14 protein-coding genes are annotated in these 18,013 nt (G+C 52.3%); 11 read left to right on the top strand and 3 right to left on the bottom strand.

Going from position 1 to position 18,013, the window contains the following annotated elements; genetic code table 11:
- The first annotated feature begins 54 nt into the window (after window positions 1-54).
- Together ACFSUF_RS01800 and ypfJ are read left to right on the top strand one after the other, a co-directional pair.
- Window positions 55-405 (top strand): SHOCT domain-containing protein, encoded by a 351-nt coding sequence (locus ACFSUF_RS01800; protein WP_377599515.1) that lies wholly within the window; start codon window positions 55-57, stop codon window positions 403-405.
- Between the two features lie 279 nt (window positions 406-684).
- Window positions 685-1,527, top strand: coding sequence for a KPN_02809 family neutral zinc metallopeptidase (ypfJ, locus tag ACFSUF_RS01795; RefSeq protein WP_377599512.1), 843 nt, complete (start codon window positions 685-687; stop codon window positions 1,525-1,527).
- A 122-nt stretch (window positions 1,528-1,649) separates the two neighbouring features.
- Here the strand turns inward: ypfJ and ACFSUF_RS01790 are convergent, their stop codons facing one another.
- Window positions 1,650-2,072 carry a VOC family protein gene (locus ACFSUF_RS01790; RefSeq protein ID WP_377599510.1) on the bottom strand — a complete coding sequence of 141 codons (423 nt, stop codon included), beginning with the start codon at window positions 2,070-2,072 and terminating at the stop codon, window positions 1,650-1,652.
- A gap of 93 nt (window positions 2,073-2,165) precedes the next feature.
- Window positions 2,166-3,053, bottom strand: a complete 888-nt coding sequence (locus tag ACFSUF_RS01785; RefSeq protein ID WP_377599508.1) for a helix-turn-helix transcriptional regulator — start codon at window positions 3,051-3,053, stop codon at window positions 2,166-2,168.
- Between the two features lie 111 nt (window positions 3,054-3,164).
- On the opposite strand from ACFSUF_RS01785, the gene yicI reads away from it, so the two are divergent.
- The 9 genes from yicI to ACFSUF_RS01740 all read left to right on the top strand — a co-directional run bounded on the left by yicI (window position 3,165) and on the right by ACFSUF_RS01740 (window position 17,659).
- Window positions 3,165-5,483 (top strand): alpha-xylosidase, encoded by a 2,319-nt coding sequence (yicI, locus tag ACFSUF_RS01780; RefSeq protein ID WP_377599506.1) that lies wholly within the window; start codon window positions 3,165-3,167, stop codon window positions 5,481-5,483.
- A gap of 78 nt (window positions 5,484-5,561) precedes the next feature.
- Window positions 5,562-7,604, top strand: a complete 2,043-nt coding sequence (locus ACFSUF_RS01775; RefSeq protein WP_377600215.1) for a beta-galactosidase — start codon at window positions 5,562-5,564, stop codon at window positions 7,602-7,604.
- A gap of 21 nt (window positions 7,605-7,625) precedes the next feature.
- Complete coding sequence (locus ACFSUF_RS01770) at window positions 7,626-9,422, top strand: sensor histidine kinase (RefSeq protein ID WP_377599504.1); 1,797 nt, start codon at window positions 7,626-7,628, stop codon at window positions 9,420-9,422.
- On the top strand, window positions 9,412-10,950 hold the full coding sequence (locus ACFSUF_RS01765) for a response regulator (protein WP_377599502.1): 1,539 nt from the start codon (window positions 9,412-9,414) through the stop codon (window positions 10,948-10,950). The genes ACFSUF_RS01770 and ACFSUF_RS01765 overlap by 11 nt, the downstream gene beginning before the upstream one ends.
- A gap of 152 nt (window positions 10,951-11,102) precedes the next feature.
- On the top strand, window positions 11,103-12,068 hold the full coding sequence (locus ACFSUF_RS01760) for an ABC transporter permease (RefSeq protein ID WP_377599500.1): 966 nt from the start codon (window positions 11,103-11,105) through the stop codon (window positions 12,066-12,068).
- A gap of 11 nt (window positions 12,069-12,079) precedes the next feature.
- On the top strand, window positions 12,080-12,979 hold the full coding sequence (locus ACFSUF_RS01755; protein ID WP_377599498.1) for a carbohydrate ABC transporter permease: 900 nt from the start codon (window positions 12,080-12,082) through the stop codon (window positions 12,977-12,979).
- Between the two features lie 62 nt (window positions 12,980-13,041).
- Entirely contained in the window at window positions 13,042-14,754 is a 1,713-nt protein-coding gene (locus ACFSUF_RS01750; protein ID WP_377599496.1) for an ABC transporter substrate-binding protein, read from the top strand.
- 57 nt (window positions 14,755-14,811) lie between these two features.
- Window positions 14,812-17,196 (top strand): glycoside hydrolase family 95 protein, encoded by a 2,385-nt coding sequence (locus tag ACFSUF_RS01745; RefSeq protein WP_377599494.1) that lies wholly within the window; start codon window positions 14,812-14,814, stop codon window positions 17,194-17,196.
- Window positions 17,197-17,329: 133 nt separating this feature from the next.
- Window positions 17,330-17,659, top strand: coding sequence for a hypothetical protein (locus tag ACFSUF_RS01740; RefSeq protein ID WP_377599493.1), 330 nt, complete (start codon window positions 17,330-17,332; stop codon window positions 17,657-17,659).
- 64 nt (window positions 17,660-17,723) lie between these two features.
- Here ACFSUF_RS01740 and ACFSUF_RS01735 read toward each other — a convergent pair whose 3' ends face one another.
- Window positions 17,724-17,915, bottom strand: a complete 192-nt coding sequence (locus ACFSUF_RS01735) for a DUF4083 family protein (RefSeq protein ID WP_377599491.1) — start codon at window positions 17,913-17,915, stop codon at window positions 17,724-17,726.
- Window positions 17,916-18,013: the final 98 nt, after the last annotated feature.

Below are 18,013 nucleotides of genomic sequence, written 5' to 3'. Positions count from 1 at the left end.
TGTAACAAAGCCGTCTTCTGCTTAGTATCATTGTTAAAGAAGGAGGAGAGGCTAATGTTTTACCGCGGAAGAGTGAAGCCGAGCAAGGGAGCATCATTGCTGGGAATGATCGTGGGGGGCATCTTTGTCATCATTGGATTCACAACTGTGCTGCCGACGTTTGGCTGGTTCGGGATCGTCTGGACTCTGTTTGCTTTGGGGATTGCGATCAGCCATGCCGTTAATTTTTTTGGAAGAACAGGGGTTGCTAACTGGGATGTGGAAATGCAGGTGCCGAGTGCTCCAACTTCAACTAACGATTTCGAATCCAAATTGCGGAAGCTGGAAAAGTTGAAACAAGACGGTCTTATCTCGGATGAGGAGTATGAAGATAAGCGCAGCCAAATTTTGAACGATATATGGTAGTTGTAAACTGGCAAGACTCCGTTGCGTTAAGCGTGACCGGAGTTTTTTATTTGCTCTGAGAAAAATGTGTAACCGCCTATTCGCAAGATCCGATGAGCGTCATGCAGCACTCGAAAGGGAGTATGTCGTTTATATTGAAGATGACGCGCAAGGTAGAATTCTGATGTACCGGTTCTCGGATGGTGCTTTTCCTGATTTGAACTCCGGTTAGGAATGGCAACCTGGGGTTAATCACTAGTAGTAAAACTACATGTCCAACACAACTAAGGAGGAATCGCGATGAAGTGGAGAGGACGGCAAGGCAGCGCCAATGTGGAAGACCGGCGGGGAATGGGAATGGGCGGCAAAGGGATGGTCGGCGGCGGACTGGGCTTGATCATCGTGCTGATCGTGACGCTCCTCGGAGGCAATCCGGGGGATCTTCTGGGAGGGTTGCAAAATGCGGGTCAAGGCGGAGCGGCTTATGAGGAAACTGCACAGGACAAGGAACTGGCCGAGTTCGTTTCCGTCGTTCTTGCGGACACGGAGGAGGTCTGGTCGGATGTATTCCGTAAAGAGGGGCTCGAATATACGGAACCGAAACTTGTTCTGTACTCCGGCAGTGTCGAATCCGCGTGCGGAACGGCCGGGTCGGCGGTAGGCCCATTTTATTGCCCGGGCGATCAGAAGTTATACATTGACCTAAGCTTCTATCAAGAGCTTCAAAACCGGTTCCAGGCTCCGGGAGATTTTGCTATGGCGTATGTGATTGCGCATGAAGTAGGTCACCACGTGCAGACGCTGCTGGGGACAACGGAGAAGCTGGCGCCCCTGCGCCAAAAGCTGAGCGAAAAGGAGTATAACAAAGTTCAGGTCAGATTTGAGCTGCAAGCCGACTATATGGCGGGCGTGTGGGCGAACCATGCGCAAAGCATGGACTTGCTGGAACAGGGAGACCTGGAGGAAGCCGTGCGTGCAGCCAGTGCGGTAGGCGATGACAGCATCCAGAAACAGTCGCAAGGCTATGTCGTTCCGGACAGCTTTACGCACGGGACATCGGAACAGCGCATGCGGTGGTTCAAGAAAGGCTTCCAGAACGGGACCATCGAAGGCGGAGACACGTTCAAGGCTAGAGCTCTGTAAAGGCCATTTCCTCATAAAAACACACATCTATTAAAGACACCGGTGATTCTTACCGACTGACGAAGAAAGGCACAAAAAAACAAGCAGAGCTGCACAGCCCTGCTTGTTATCTCATGTTTGATTTAGAACCCGCCGTCACCCAGGTTAAACTGCCAGTGGATGCCGAACTTGTCCTGCAATTGGCCATAGCATTTGCTCCAGAATGTTTCCTGCAGCTCCATGCCCACTGTGCCGCCGTCGCTTAGCTGTTGGAAGTAGGATCTCAGTTCGTCTTCGTTGTCCAGAACGAGGGAAAGCGAAACGTTGTTTCCTTCGATGAATTTCATGCCCGGGAACACATCGGAGAACATAACCCTGCTGCCGCTGATTTCGAGGCGAGAATGCATAACCATGTTTTTGGCTTCATCCGGCATTGGATAATTCGGGTCAGCAGGCACATCACCAAACGCCATGATCTTAGGTTCAGGCTGTCCGAATACTTTGGCGTAGTACAGAACCGCATCGCGGCAGTTTCCGTTAAAATTCAGGTACACATCGATTGACATGAAATTCCCTCCTAATGTATGTAGAAGCTTCTTCCATATCATAACTCGAAAGGGTCTTGGCTACAAATAGAAGATGGAAGGCTTTGCCGAGCCTTAACCGCGCTGCGATTCCGTATATGCTCTCCTGTATGCGGTCGGCGTACAGCCAAATCTGTCTTTGAAAGTCAGGTTAAAATAACTGAGGTTCGCGAAACCGCAGTCCAGAGCGATCTCCATGATGCTTTTGCCTGTCCCGCGAAGCAGCAGAGCGGCCTGCTGAACCCGGTACGTATTGATGTATTCAATGGGGCTTTTCATCGTATAAGATTTAAAAAAACGGCAGAAATAAGATTCGTTAACGGACAACAGTGATGCCAGTTGATGCAGCTGGATCGGTTCTTTATAATGGCTTTCGATATATTCCAGTACGCGCTTCAGCCGCTCAGTTTTACTCCCGCTTCCGCTTCGGTCTGCAGCAGGCGGTGACGACAGCTGCAGCAGCCGGGACATGCCCAGGCACAATAATCCTTTCGTGGCCAGTTCGAAGGCCGGAGGCCTGGAGGTGTTCAGTTCGAAGAGTTCATGCAACAGGTCCAGCACGTAGGCGTGTCCGCCGGCTTTCCGGGTCAGATAGACCGGGGGAGCGAACTTTCTATCCAGCATCGGCTGCATATACAGTTCATGAAGGCTGTCTGCGGAGCGTCCGCCCAGCAGGTCCGCATGAAATACCACGGCGCGAAACGCGCACAATTCCCCATTTGTAATAAAACCTGAATGAAGTTCCCCGCTGTTTACAAAAATGGCTTCTCCCGCATCTACCTCATAATCCTGAATCCCTACCCGAAACACAGCGCTTCCCTCCGTAACCAGAAGAAACTCTAATTCGTCATGCCAGTGCAGTTCCAGCAAAGGCTGCTCCGGTGGACAGGAAATATCATAGATGCTGAGCGGATAAACCGGGTCCCCATGGACCCGGTCTTCTTTAAGCAGGTCCTTGTTCATAAAACTCTCCTTATCATTGGGTCAAAATTGTGTTAATGATAGTCAAAATTGAAGCGGAAACCTTTTGAAATAGTCAATATCATTATAATTAGTTAAAGGAGGCGGTTACAAATGAAATTTACCGACGGGTACTGGGGAGTCCGGGACGGGGTACATATGGAGTATGCCACTGAGGTAAGGGATTTGCGTATCGACAAAGACACGGTTTCCGTTTATTCAGCAACCAAATTCGTACGCTCCAAAGGCGAGACGCTGAACGCAGCTTTGCTTACGGCGGAAATTAGCTCTCCCATTCCCGATGTCATTAAAGTAAAATGGATTCATCACGCCGGCGGGCGCATCGAAGGACCGCAGTTTCCCCTGCATTCCGATCCTCTGCATAAGGTTCGGATCGAAGAGAAAGCAGACTATGTAACTGTTCAAAGCGGAGGTCTAACGGCCAGAATCCGCAGGTCGCCTATGTGGGGATTGGATTTTTGGCAAAATGGTAAGCGCTTAACCGGTACAGGGGCCAAAGGAGCAGCTTACGTTACGGACAGGGGTACGCCCTATATTCGAGAGATGCTGGATCTGGGTGTCGGGGAACAAGTTTACGGGCTGGGCGAGAGGTTTACCCCTTTTGTGAAAAACGGCCAGAGTGTTGATATATGGAACGAAGACGGGGGGACGGCCACGGAGCAGGCTTACAAGAACGTGCCTTTTTACCTGTCGAGCGGGGGATACGGCGTGTTTGTGAACCATCCGGAACGGGTCTCGTTTGAGATGGCTTCCGAATTCGTATCCAAAGCAGGCTTTAGTGTTCAAGGTGAAACGCTGGAGTATTTCATCATCGGCGGAGATACGCTTAAGGATGTTCTGGACAACTATACGAAACTGACAGGAAGGCCCGCGCTGCCGCCTGCGTGGTCGTTCGGGCTGTGGCTGACGACTTCGTTTACTACGGATTATGATGAAGCGACCTGCCTTACGTTTATTGAGGGCATGGCGGAGAGGCAAATTCCTTTGCATGTGTTCCATTTTGACTGTTTCTGGATGAAAGAGTATCAATGGTGCGATTTTGAGTGGGACCCGGCCATGTTTCCGGACCCCGAGGGCATGCTGAGGAGGCTCAAAGAGCGCGGGTTGCGCATTTGCGTATGGATTAATTCTTATATCGCCCAGAAATCGCCTTTATTCCGTGAAGGAGCCGAAAAAGGCTATCTGCTGCGCAAGCCGAACGGGGACGTCTGGCAATGGGATAACTGGCAGGCGGGTATGGGACTGGTCGATTTCACAAATCCGGATGCGGCGGCGTGGTACCAGGGACATTTGAAGCGGCTCATGGATATGGGCGTGGACTGTTTCAAAACGGACTTCGGCGAGCGAATTCCGACCGATGTCGTTTATTATGACGGTTCTGATCCTGTAAAAATGCACAACTATTACACTCAGCTCTATAACAAAGCGGTCTTCGAGGTGCTGGAGCAGCATCGGGGTGTGAACGAGGCGATGCTGTTCGCCCGTTCGGCAACGGCAGGGGGCCAAATGTATCCCGTACATTGGGGCGGCGACTGCTCTGCTACCTATGACTCTATGGCGGAAACGCTGAGAGGCGGATTGTCGCTGGGCTTGTCCGGCTTCGGGTTTTGGAGCCATGATATCAGCGGTTTTGAGCGGACGGCGCCGCCGGATATTTACAAGCGGTGGGTCGCTTTCGGGCTGCTGTCTTCCCACAGCAGGCTGCACGGCAACGAATCGTACCGCGTACCTTGGCTGTTCGATGAGGAGGCGGTGGATGTACTCCGTTATTTCACGGAACTGAAATGCACCCTGATGCCCTATCTGTTCGGCTATGCGGTTGAGGCCGGGAAACGCGGCCTTCCGATGATGAGGGCGATGGTACTGGAATTTCCGGAAGATCCGGCTTGCCGGTATCTCGACCGGCAGTATATGCTCGGGGAGAAGCTGCTGGTTGCTCCGATCTTCAACGAGGAAGGAACGGTGGAATATTACGTGCCGGAGGGTCGCTGGACCTCCTTCCTAACGGGCGAGGCTGTAATTGGAGGCAGATGGATGAAGGAGAAGCACGGTTACTTGACGCTGCCGCTCCTGGTGAAGCCTAATTCCCTGATCGCCATAGGCGCGGATTCGCAGAAGCCGGATTATGATTTTGCCGACGGGGTGACGCTGCATCTGTTCGAACTGGAAGACGGGAACTCTGCGGAGACTGTGGTGTACGATATGCAGGGAACGCAGGAGCTGAGAGTACAGGCTGTTCGTAAGGGGAACGAAATTACCGTAACTTCCGAGGGTGCTAGGAAACCGTGGCATCTGCTTCTTCGAGGCATCGGAGACGTAACCGCCCTAGAGGGTGCAGCATCGGAGAGCTCAGCGCGGGGTGTGCTTGTATCCCCAGGCCTGGGTGTGCAGCAGTTCAAGGTTGAGCTGTAAAACTGATGTATAACTGGCCGTAGCAGGGAGGATATCCTCCCTTTATACAGACTTATCCATAGAGGGAGGATGAAAATGATGATTAGCAGCAAATTGCCGAAACTGTGGTATGGCGGTGATTACAATCCGGAACAATGGGAAGCGGACGTATGGGCGGAAGATGTCCGTATGTTCAAGCTTGCCGGAATTGATATAGCAACGCTAAACGTGTTTTCCTGGGCGCTCAATCAGCCCGCTGAAGATGTGTATGATTTCGCCTGGTTGGATGAAACGATTGATAGGCTCTACAGCAACGGGGTCTATACGTGCCTTGCGACGGGAACCGGCGCACATCCAGCATGGATGGCCAAGAAGTATCCGGACGTGCTGCGCGTGGATCATGAAGGGCGTCAACGCAAGTTCGGCGGCCGGCATAACTCCTGCCCGAACAGCCCCGCTTACCGGAAGTTCTCTGAGAAGATGGCCGATAAGCTGGGAGAGAGGTACAAGGATCATCCCGGCGTGCTGATCTGGCATGTCTCCAACGAATACGGAGGGTATTGTTACTGCGAGCGCTGCGAACAGGCATTCAGGACCTGGCTCCGGAACCGGTACGGCACTCTTGATAGGATCAACAAAGCGTGGAACACGAGATTTTGGGGACACACCTTTTATGATTGGGATGAAATTGTAGTTCCGAACGCGCTCAGCGAGGAGCGGGGAGGCCGTACCAGCTTTCAGGGGATCTCTTTGGATTATCGCCGGTTTCAGTCCGACAGTCTGCTGGAGTGTTACAAACTGGAGCATCGGATGTTGAAGAAACATACGCCGCACCTGCCCGTAACGACAAACCTGATGGGAACCTACCCTGAACTGGATTATTTCAAGTGGGCCAAAGAAATGGACATCGTATCCTGGGATAACTATCCCTCGTTGGACACACCTTTCAGCTACACAGCAATGGTCCACGATTTGATGCGGGGATTGAAAAGCGGCCAGCCGTTCATGCTGATGGAGCAGACGCCGAGCCAGCAGAACTGGCAGGCTTATAACACCCTTAAACGTCCGGGCGTGATGAGGCTGTGGAGCTATCAGGCGGTAGCCCATGGAGCCGATACCGTCATGTTCTTTCAGCTGCGGCGGTCGATCGGGGCCTGCGAGAAGTATCACGGTGCCGTCATCGAGCATGCGGGACATGAGCATACCCGCGTATTCCGGGAATGCGCCGCGCTGGGCAGCGAACTTCAGCAGCTTGGGGATGCCGTCCCCGATTCCCGTATACAGGCAAAGGCGGCCATCGTCTTCGATTGGGAAAACCGGTGGGCCGTTGAAATGTCAAGCGGACCGACCGTCGCGCTCGATTATGTAAAAGAGGTTCATAAATACTACGATGCGCTGTTCCAGAACCACATCCAAGTGGATATGGTCGGTACTGACGAAGACCTCTCGGCCTACGATCTGGTCATCGCCCCGGTGCTTTATATGGTGAAGCCTGGCTGGGCCAAGAAGATCGAGGAGTTTACGTCGGGCGGAGGCACGTTTGTAACGACTTTTTTCAGCGGCATCGTGAATGAGAACGATCTGGTTGTAACCGGCGGGTATCCCGGGGAGCTGCGGAACCTACTTGGGATCTGGGCGGAAGAAATCGACGCTTTGTTCCCGGATCAGCGCAACAGCATCGTCATGAAGCACCCTCCAGGCGGACTTAAGCATATCGATGGAATGAAAGACGTTTACGATTGCGGGCTGCTCTGTGACCTGATTCATCTGGAAGGGGCGGAAGCGGTTGCGGAATACGGCCAGGATTTCTATAAAGGCATGCCTGCGGTGACCGTAAATAAATTTGGCAGAGGGGAGGCATGGTATGCAGCCACGAGTCCGGAGCCTTCGTTTCTTCAGGCATGGCTTGCCCGGTTATGTGAGAACAAGGGGATTACACCGCTTGTCCGGAATGCGCCGGGGGACTTGGAAGCATCGCTTCGAACCAAGGATGGCAAAGAACTATTATTCCTTCTTAATCACGGATCCGAAGAGGTACAGGCTGGGCTCCTTAAAGAAGGTTATACCGACCTGCTGACGGGAGTTAGGCATGGGGATACCGTGACGGTGCCGGCGAAAGGTGTTATGATTTTGATAAACTAGCCCGGCAGGGGGACTTAAGAAATGGCTCCGACCTTAACCCGCATCATCAACGATATGAAATTGCGGACAAAATTGTTCGTGTCGTTTATCTTCGTCGTATTCGTTCCGGTACTGATCGTGGGGCTTTTCCTTACGGTGCAGCTTCGGGAAATGGCGCTTGGTAATGCGGAGGAACAGACGGCTGCGGATATTCAGAGGGTGAAGGTGCGAACGTCGGAGCTTCTTAACGTCGCTTATGACAGCGCTTACCGTTTGGCGAATGACAGCAGGCTGGAACGAATCGTGAACCGCAAATACGAGACGGTGTACGATGTGGTGGAAGCTTACCGCAGTTACCCCGATTTTAAAGAACTGTTAAGGCTTTATAAAGAAATTTCAGGCATCCGGTTCTATATGGACAACCCGACCATGTTGAACAACTGGGAGTTTCTGCAGCCGGACAAACAGATTATGGACGCGCCTTGGTACAGATCCGCACAGTATACCTCTCCTGGTATTGTCGGGTGGGACTATATCAAAGATGAGCGGGACGGAAAGATGTATTTGAGCCTTGTGCAGAAGGTCAGCTTTTATAAGGAGCAAACCAGCGGAGTTCTCGTCATCAATATCAACATGGCTTTGCTGAATTCTATTTTGAAACAAGAAACCTTCGATACGATGATTGTAGATGATAACGGCAAGATCATTGCTTCCAACCGCGCAGGCTGGAACGGTTCCACGCTGGATGATATCGGGATGGACCGGCGCGTAATCTCCGAGACGGAAGGGATTTTCCGGTCCGATGTGGACGGACAGGCGTCGCAGATGCTGATAGAGCCGTTGATTCCGAAATCGAGCTACAACTCGCTTCGCATTGTGTCCGTTCTTTCCATAGGCAGCGCTGTGAAGGATGCCAACCGGATCAACCGTCTTGCCTTGACCGTCGTTTCCGCAGGTCTTATCATAGCGATCCTGCTGATTTATGCGGTTTCCACCATTCTCTCCAAAAGGATGCTAAAGCTGAGCAAGCACATCAATAAGGTGGCAACGGGCAATTTGGAGGGGGCCTTGGAAATCGACGGGAAAGACGAGATCGCCCAATTGTCCAGGCAGTTCAATGCTATGGTGCAGAGCATCCAGTCGCTGATGACGGAAGTGCAGGAATCGAACCGGAAGAATATGATACTCGAGTCCAAGCAGAACGAGATCAAACTAAAGATGATGGCGAGCCAGATCAACCCTCACTTCCTGTTCAACACGCTCGAGTCCATCCGCATGAAAGCGCACCTGAAAGGGGAGCGGGAAATCTCACAGATCGTAGGGCTGCTAGGAAAGCTGATGCGCAAAAACCTAGAGGCGGGACGCCGGAAAACCGCACTGTCCGATGAACTCACAATTGTCCGCTGTTATCTGGAGATCCAAAAGTTCCGTTATGAGGACCGTCTTCATTACAAACTTGAAATTGATCCCGAAGCGGAGTGTGCGGGCATTCCCCCGCTGATCATTCAGCCATTAGTGGAAAATGCGGTGATTCACGGTCTCGAAGGCAAGGAAGAGGGCGGAACGGTTACCATCTCTGTTCAAGCCGAAGGGGACCGGGTTCATGTAAGTGTGGCCGATGACGGAACCGGTATGGGCAGGGAACAGCTGGATAAGCTCCGCGGCACGCTGGATGCTGCGGAGGAAGAAGAGCAGGCCCGGATCGGGCTGCGTAACGTCCATACGCGCTTGAAGCTTTCTTATGCCGGGAACCCGGGTTTGGATTATGACAGCATTCCCGGGAAGGGGACGAAAGTTCGCTTTACCATTCCATGGGGAGGGGACGCCGATGAAGTATAAGGTATTGCTGGTGGATGACGAGCCCTCCATTAGGGAAGGTCTCCGCACCTTACTCGATTGGGGGATGCTGGGTTATCAAGTGATGGATACGGCAGCGAATGCCAGGGAAGCTTTGGCGAAGTTCGAGGGTGTTCAACCTGATCTGATCATTGTTGATATTCGGATGCCAGGCATGTCCGGTCTTGAGCTTGTAGAGAAGCTAAGGGAACAGTATGATGAATTCCATGTTCTTGTCCTGAGCGGTTATGCCGACTTCGACTATGCAAGAAAAGCGATTGTGAATCAAGTGGACGGTTATTTGCTGAAGCCGGTGGATGAAGAGGAACTCGCAGCGCACTTAACAACATTGAAAGGCAGGCTGGACCTGGAACAAAGCAGAGTAGGGAGCATAGCTCATACGAGAACGCCGGAAGAAATCATTTTGGCGGTGCTCCAAGGGGGCATGGAGGGAGATGAGCCGCTTCCTGTTCCGGAGTCTCTTCTCTGGTCCGGGTACGAGGCGGTGCTTATTCAGCTGCAGGATAGAGGCGGCCCCGACCCGGATTCCGTTATGCAGGTCAAACGCCTTCTTACGGAAAGTTTAGAACAGAGAGGCCGGGGAGTCGTATTTGCCTTGGGACCGCACCTGGGCATTATGGCGAAAGAGAACGGCGGCGCCCGTCAGGCATCGCTTCAAGTGTACCAAGAGATCATTACTGCTGCATGCGCTCAGGCAGGGGTTGATTTTACTGCGGTTAGCGGCGGTGTCGTTCCCAGTCTTGGGGACCTGACCTTGGCGGTGAACCGCGCTTCGGAGCTGCTGCAGGACAAGTTTTATTACGCTAAGGGTACGATTATCTCGGAAAGCTGCTTCCGCCAGGGCAGCAGGTCAAGCATGCTTGAGGACAATGGATTCAAGAGTGGAGCCCTGTGGGTGGACCGGCTTTACTTAGCAGTGGATCTCGGGAACCTGGAGGCTGTAGACGGGCGGACGCAACAGCTGTTTGAAGAGCTTAGAACGGGGGGCCTGCGCGAACAGGACTTTAAGACGGCGCTTGTTCATATCATTACGTCCGTTCTGGCGAAGCTGGCCCAGCACAGGCCGCAGTTCCAGGAACAGCTTACGGGTTTAACCGCCAGACTAATGGAGGCGCATGTGCATTACAGGTTCGATGACCTCCGCCTTTTTATAAGGGATCTGCTCCGTTCCGCCGCTGCTGTTCTCGATACGGCCGATCCTGAGCGTCACATTGCCAAAATGGTCGATTTAATCCATAGAAATTATCAGGAAAATTTGAAGCTCGAGACACTGGCCGAGGTATTTAATTACAACAGCGCTTATCTGGGGAAGCTGTTCAAATCCGCTACAGGAGAGTACTTTAACACTTATGTCGACAAGGTACGGATCGATCGGGCCAAAGAGCTGTTGGAGCAAGGGATGAAGGTGTACCAGGTGGCAGAGAACGTCGGATATACCCATGTGGATTATTTCCACAGCAAATTCAAGAAATATGAGGGAAGATCCCCTTCCGCTTACCGCAAAAAATAGACGTCTTCGTCCCGAATCACACCCTCCGCGGTGTGTTTTTCGGTTTAATTAAGCGCTTACACTAATTTCTGCATGATTTTCTGCTAAATCCTTCGGGTAGAGCCGGTAAAGCGCTTGCAGTATGATAAAAGCAACAGGCAGGAGGGGAATACATGAAAGCGATAGTCAACCAATCCGTTCAACCTGCTGCGCGTGCCGGCAAGATTCGGTCTGGCTTCTGGCGCAGGGCACTGCGGGACAGGTATCTGTATGCGATGTCCATCCCGTTCGTCATATGGGTGTTCATCTTCAGCTATTTGCCGTTATGGGGCTGGACGATGGCTTTTCAGAACTACCGCCCGGGGAAATCGTTCGGGGAACAAAAGTGGGTCGGATGGAAGCATTTTAAAACCCTGTTTCAAGACGACACGTTCTACCTTGTCATGAGAAATACGCTGGCCATGAGCTTTATGGGCCTGGCCGCCGGCTTTGCGGTAGCCATTGTGTTCGCCATCTTCCTGAATGAGGTGCGGCACATGGCGTTCAAGCGGTTCACGCAAACCGTATCCTATTTGCCGCATTTCGTATCCTGGGTCGTCGTGGCCGGGATCGTAACCAAGATGCTGTCCACCGAGAACGGGGCCGTCAATGACTTTCTGATGTGGATCGGGGCTATCCGTGAACCCATTCAGTTCATGGCGAAGGGAGAGCTGTTCTGGGGCATTGTCACCGTTTCCGATGTGTGGAAGGAAACAGGATGGAACGCCATTATTTACTTAGCGGCGATCGCCGGCATCGGGCCGGAACTGTACGAGGCGTCCAAAGTGGACGGAGCCAGCCGTCTCCGCCAGATCTGGCACATCACGCTGCCGGGAATCCGGCCGACCATCATCATACTGCTCATTATGTCTATCGGCCACCTGATCAGTATCGGTTTCGAAAAGCAGTTCCTTCTCGGGAACAATCTGGTAAGCGAATACTCTCAAGTGCTGGATCTATATTCCCTGCAGTACGGGCTTCAAATGAGCCGCTTCTCCTTCGGGACAGCGATCAACATATTTAACTCCATCGTGAGTCTGATCCTGCTGTTCGCTGCCAACGGATTGTTCAAGCGGTTCACCAAAGAAAGCATTATGTAGGAGGGAGAACGATGACTTCGAGATGGAGGGGCGCACCCGTATCCGACCGTGTATTTGACATTGTGGTGTACTTCACGATTATGATGGCGACGCTGCTGACGCTGTATCCCTTTTTGAACGTGCTGGCGTTGTCCTTCAACGATTCCATTGACAGTGTTCGCGGCGGCATTACCGTTTGGCCCAGAGAGTTTACGCTGAAAAATTACCAGGTCATCTTCGGTTTCGACGGCTTGACCACAGGTTTCAGAATTTCATTACTGCGCACAGTGGCGGGGACGCTGCTTGGGCTTGCGAGCGCCTCTATGCTGGCTTTTACGCTGGCAAGGCCCGACTTTCAGGGAAGACGATTTATCTCGGTGTTTCTGGCACTGACGATGTATGTATCCGGCGGCCTCATTCCCGTCTATATGCTGATCCGCGACTTGGGGATGATGAACAGCTTTGCGGTCTACATCCTTCCGGGATTGGTATCTGCTTTCAATGTCTTCGTCATCCGTTCTTTTATTGACGGGATCCCATATGCGCTTCAAGAATCAGCCAAAATAGACGGTGCGAATGATTTCACTATATTCTGGCGGGTGATCCTGCCTATGACAAAGCCGGCTCTGGCCACTATTGCTTTGTTTCTGGCGGTAGGGCAGTGGAACTCCTGGTTTGACACGTACTTGTACAACGGTTCATCCGAACAGCTGACTACACTTCAGTATGAGTTAATGAAAGTGCTGCAAAGCACAACGACAGGCAACGGGGATTACCGCAGCAATAATATGACGCAAGTCATGACAGCTGTGTCTCCCGAATCGGTGAAGATGGCGATAACCATTTTCGTTACCGTGCCGATTTTGCTGGTGTATCCGTTCCTGCAGCGCTATTTTGTAAAAGGAATGACACTGGGAGCCGTGAAAGGCTGATTGCGGTATGTACAGGGGCACCTGTTCTACATGATAACTAAGACAAACGGGAGGGTTTATCGATGGCAAAAAGAAGACGGGCCGCGCTTGTCCTGACTGCCGTGCTGATTGCGGGAGCTTTGGCAGGGTGTAGCGGGAACGGCAACGGCGGGAACACGGCAAATACGGGAACCGGCAAGAACGGCGGCAGCACCAATGCAGCCTCTGAAAAGCCGATTACGATGACGTTCTACAGTGAAGATCCGAGCCCGAACTGGGCGAATATGCAGGATGACATCGGCAAGGTGCTGACGGAGAAGACAGGCATTACGCTGGATGCTGAATTTGCCGTCGGCGATCCGGTTCAAAAGAGCGCCTTAATTGCGGCAAGCGGCAATTATCCCGATCTCATCAGCTCGAAGAACAGTATCAATAAATTTGTGGATGCCGGCGCCGTGATTGACCTGACCGATCTCATCGAGGAGCATGCGCCGAACATCAAGAAGCTTTTTGAAGGCCAAATGAACCGTCTTCGTTACAGCAATGAGGATAAATCCATCTATGTAATTCCGACCTATGCCGGTGTAGACCATACTTATTTTAATGCCGGCGGAGGGTTTGAGCTGCAGCACCGTGTCGTAAAGGAGCTGGGCTTTCCTAAGATCCGCACAGTGAAAGATTTTGAAAACGCGATCAAAACATACCTGCAAAAACACCCTAAAGATGAGAACGGCAACCCCAATATCGGCCTTTCCTTGAATGCGGATGATTGGCATATGTATATTTCGGTTACTAACCCTGCGTTCTACACTACAGGGGCTCCTGATGACGGGGAATATCAGATTGACGTCGATACCCAAAAAGTAACGTATCACTTCCGCCGTCCGGAAGAGAAGGAATACTTCCGCTGGCTGAACCACATGAATGCGGAAGGGCTTCTGGATAAAGAGAGTTTTGTGCAAAAGTACGACCAATATAAAGCGAAGGTGGCTTCCGGACGTGTGCTCGGTTTGATTGATCAGGACTGGGATTACGGCGACGGGGAAAAAGCATTGAAGGCCGAGGGGAAATTCGAGTACGGCTACGGCCACTATCCTGTTACTTTGACGGAGGATACGAAAGAAACCTCGTTCTGGCCGACAGGCTTCATGGCCGGCTACGGTGTCGCGATTTCCGCAGATAACCCGGATCCGGTAAAGACGATTAAATTCCTGGATTATTTGGCGTCGGATGAAGGGCAGGTACTGGTGAACTGGGGAATTGAGGGCAAACATTACAAAGTGGAAAATGGGAAACGCGTTATTCCAAAAGAAGTCAACGACCGCAAAGTGAATGATGCCGCCAACTTCCAGAAAGAAACCGGCATTGGCACCTACACCAACATTGGGCCGCATTACGGCGACGGAGTGAAGGATGCAACAGACAATTACTATACAACCAGCTTCCCGGAGCAAATTACAGCAAGCTTTAACGAGGTGGAGAAAGAAGTGCTGGCAGCTTACAAAGCCAACACTTGGAAAGACCTGTTCCCGTCGGAAGATGAGTTCCCTGTAAGGCCGTGGGGAGCGGCTTGGAACATACCGGTGCCGGGTGAAAGCGAAATTACGATTTTGGATGAGAAACTGAAAGATATTACGTGGAAACGGATTCCGGAGTTGATATTGGCCAACCCTGCTAACTTCGATAACATATGGGACTCCTACATGAAGGACCTCGAAAAAGCGGGAGTAGAGAAGGCTGAAGATCTTCGCGAAGAATTGGTGAAACAGCGCGTACAATTGTGGTCCGAAGAATAAACATGATCAAGGGCCCGGGTTTCCCGGGCTTTTGAACTTGGGGAGGGGCGTACGAACATGCCGGAACTTGGCGGAAATGCGGAATGGAAGCTGTGGTATGAGCAGCCGGCTTCGCGCTGGGAAGAAGCGCTGCCTATCGGGAATGGGCGGTTAGGAGGCATGGTCTTCGGCGGAACGGTATCAGAAGTGATCTCATTGAATGAAGACACATTATGGGCCGGTTTTCCGCGGGATACGATGAATTATGAAGCAAGAAGGCACCTGTCCGCCGTGAGGGATTTGATTCGGGAACGCCGCTTTCGGGAAGCGGAAAAGCGGATCGAACAGCGGATGCTGGGTGTGGACTGTCAGCCTTATTTGCCGCTCGGCGATTTGACGTTTCATTGGTTGGGTGAGGGCTCGCAGCAGGTAAGATACCGACGTGAGCTTGATCTTTCTACCGGTATCGCTGCTGTGGAAGCCGCTAGTACCGGCGGCAGCCGGACTTCGGCGTATTTCGTCAGCAGTCCGGATCAGGTTCTGGCCGTGCGGCATGCTGCCGCCGAGGGAGAGACTATCGGGTTTGATGTAGGTTTGTCCGCGCAGCTCCGGTCTTCGGTTATTGCAGAAGGGACGAATGAGCTTGTTTTAACCGGCCGGGCACCGAGCCAGGTCTCGAACAATCATAGAGGGGACCATCCGGAACCGGTCCTGTATGAAGAAGGGCTTGGACTATTGTTCGAGGCAAGGATCATAGTGGAGACCGACGGCTTGGTGAACCGGAGCGGGGACGGCAAGCATCTGCAAGTACGGGACGCTGCCTGGGCGACAGTCTATCTGGCGGCAGGCACTGCCTTTGCTGGATTTGACAAGCAGCCGGCAGAGGATGGAAGACAGTCGGTGCATTGCCGCAGTGCTTTGGACCGTGCCCGGCGTCTAGGATATGAGAAGCTCCGGGAAAGGCATGTACAGGATCATCTGTCTCTGTTCGGGCGTGTAGATTTACAGTTGGGGCGTTCGCCGCAGGCCGACCTTCCAACCGATATGCGTCTGGAGGCTTATCGGCAGGATAAGAATGATCCGGCCCTGGAAGCACTGTATTTCCAATACGGCCGCTATTTGCTGATGGCCAGTTCCCGTCCGGGCACGCAGCCCGCTAACTTGCAGGGCATTTGGAATCCTCATGTGCAGCCGCCGTGGAACAGCGATTATACGACTAATATCAATACGCAGATGAATTACTGGCCCGCCGAGGTCTGTAATTTGAGCGAATGCCATGAACCTCTGTTCGATATGGTGGAGGAGCTTCGGGTGGCGGGAGCACGTGCTGCAAGGATCCATTACGGGGCCCGAGGCTGGACCGCTCATCACAATGTAGATTTGTGGCGTATGGCGACACCTACAGGGGGAAATGCGAGCTGGGCTTTTTGGCCGATGTCAGGAGCCTGGTTTTGTTCCCACTTGTGGGAGAGGTATCTCTTTGGGCGGGATGAAGCATTCCTCAGACAAAAAGCCTATCCGGCCATGAAAGAAGCGGCTTTATTCTGCCTGGATTGGCTTGTGGAGAATGAGGCCGGCGAATGGACGACAAGCCCGTCTACTTCCCCGGAGAACAAGTTCCTGGATGAGACGGGTGAACCTTGCAGCGTATCCGCCGGATCCACCATGGATATCAGTCTGATCCGCAGCCTGTTTCTGAGCTGTATCGAGGCTTCCAGCATTCTTGTAACCGATGGGGAGTTTCGCAGGGAGTTGGAGAGGGCGCTTGGCAATCTGGCTCCCATCCGAATTGCAGCTAACGGAACGATTCAGGAATGGAGCGAGGATTTCCCTGAGTCCGAACCTGGGCATCGTCATGTATCTCACTTGTACGGTCTGTACCCCGGCACTTTGATTCATGACGGAACGCCCGAGCTGCTTGCGGCGGCGGAAGCTTCGCTGGAACGCAGGCTCTCGCACGGCGGAGGACATACGGGCTGGAGCTGTGCATGGCTGATCAATCTATATGCAAGACTGAAGGACGCCGGCCGAGCACACACGTTTGTGCAAACGCTGCTGGCTCGCTCTACATATCCCAATCTGCTCGACGCCCATCCTCCTTTCCAGATTGACGGAAACTTCGGCGGTACCGCGGGCATGGCTGAAATGCTGCTGCAAAGCCATCAAGGGTACATCGAGCTCTTGCCGGCTTTGCCCGCTGCGTGGGCGACGGGCAGCGTAAAGGGGCTTCGGTCCAGAGGAGGGTTCACGGTGGATATGGAGTGGATTGATGGACACCTGGAAGAAGCGGTACTTTACGCAGAGGCAGGCGGATTATGTAAAGTGAACTACGCGAGATCGCGGCTTGTCTTGGAGGAGGGTTCCGCAATGATCCCGCTGGATGAAGGGTTTACTGCCGTTAAAGGGAGGGCTTACCGAATCCGGAGTGTACATCGGCTGGCGGAAAAAGACGTTCACATCTAATAGAAGGGCAGCCCGGGAAGGTTTTTGAAACCTGTGGGCTGCCCTTTTCGTTCATGAAGAGTATCCAAATAATCCTAATTAAGGTAAAATTAAAGGGATGCTTCAAAATAGTGATGAAGAGGAGAGGTAGTCCATGATCTCCACAGCAATGATTATCCTACTGCTGTTAAGTACGGATGTGTATAACATGGTGAAACATCCGGCAGCATACCGCGCATGGCGGGCGGCACTGAACTTTGGAATCGGCTGCTTGAGCATAGTCCTGGCCGCGTTATTCTACTGGAACGCCTACCGGCCCAGAGTAGGCCCCGTAGGCAATGGGCCGGATCATGAGCAGGTGTGGTGGCTTTTTGTGTGGATGCTGGGCACCGGTATTGTGTTCATCATTATGGGTTGTGTAGGTTTATGGATCAGGGCGAAATCTAAATATGATCATACGGAGGTCCTTAATGAAATCCATTAACATATGGTCCTTTGCTGTATCCTCCTGATCATTGGCTGGCTGGGCGGTATGGCCTAGCTTAAAGTTAATCTTTCTTGTTCTGCGCGAGTTCGATGAGATAATCCAGTTTCTTATTCATTTCGATGGTATGATGGCGGGCGGCAGTGGAATTACCCAGCAGTTTTCTAATAAAAGCTATGAACGATACCGCGAAAATTACGAGAAGACCGATAACAATCAGCATAAACAGGACGGCAGGCCAATTGATGAAGTACATGGAACATCTCCTTATGGTTTTTAACATAGATTATACAAGTAAAGCCCGAATATGGGAAACTCTGGTTAGGGATCCATCCGACCAATCAGCATAACCAA

The sequence above is a fragment of the Paenibacillus gansuensis genome (genome assembly GCF_042684925.1).
GTDB classification, from domain to species: domain Bacteria; phylum Bacillota; class Bacilli; order Paenibacillales; family DY6; genus Paenibacillus_N; species Paenibacillus_N gansuensis.
Note: the sequence above shows the minus strand (reverse complement) of the source record. Positions and strands in the feature narration are given on the sequence as shown.

Bases quoted from the DNA above. Each gene is read 5' to 3' on its own strand.
- ACFSUF_RS01800 (WP_377599515.1), top strand. From the start codon at position 55: ATGTTTTACCGCGGAAGAGTGAAGCCGAGCAAGGGAGCATCATTGCTG.
- ypfJ (WP_377599512.1), top strand. From the start codon at position 685: ATGAAGTGGAGAGGACGGCAAGGCAGCGCCAATGTGGAAGACCGGCGG.
- ACFSUF_RS01790 (WP_377599510.1), bottom strand. From the start codon at position 2,072: ATGTCAATCGATGTGTACCTGAATTTTAACGGAAACTGCCGCGATGCG.
- ACFSUF_RS01785 (WP_377599508.1), bottom strand. From the start codon at position 3,053: ATGAACAAGGACCTGCTTAAAGAAGACCGGGTCCATGGGGACCCGGTT.
- yicI (WP_377599506.1), top strand. From the start codon at position 3,165: ATGAAATTTACCGACGGGTACTGGGGAGTCCGGGACGGGGTACATATG.
- ACFSUF_RS01775 (WP_377600215.1), top strand. From the start codon at position 5,562: ATGATTAGCAGCAAATTGCCGAAACTGTGGTATGGCGGTGATTACAAT.
- ACFSUF_RS01770 (WP_377599504.1), top strand. From the start codon at position 7,626: ATGGCTCCGACCTTAACCCGCATCATCAACGATATGAAATTGCGGACA.
- ACFSUF_RS01765 (WP_377599502.1), top strand. From the start codon at position 9,412: ATGAAGTATAAGGTATTGCTGGTGGATGACGAGCCCTCCATTAGGGAA.
- ACFSUF_RS01760 (WP_377599500.1), top strand. From the start codon at position 11,103: ATGAAAGCGATAGTCAACCAATCCGTTCAACCTGCTGCGCGTGCCGGC.
- ACFSUF_RS01755 (WP_377599498.1), top strand. From the start codon at position 12,080: ATGACTTCGAGATGGAGGGGCGCACCCGTATCCGACCGTGTATTTGAC.
- ACFSUF_RS01750 (WP_377599496.1), top strand. From the start codon at position 13,042: ATGGCAAAAAGAAGACGGGCCGCGCTTGTCCTGACTGCCGTGCTGATT.
- ACFSUF_RS01745 (WP_377599494.1), top strand. From the start codon at position 14,812: ATGCCGGAACTTGGCGGAAATGCGGAATGGAAGCTGTGGTATGAGCAG.
- ACFSUF_RS01740 (WP_377599493.1), top strand. From the start codon at position 17,330: ATGATCTCCACAGCAATGATTATCCTACTGCTGTTAAGTACGGATGTG.
- ACFSUF_RS01735 (WP_377599491.1), bottom strand. From the start codon at position 17,915: ATGTACTTCATCAATTGGCCTGCCGTCCTGTTTATGCTGATTGTTATC.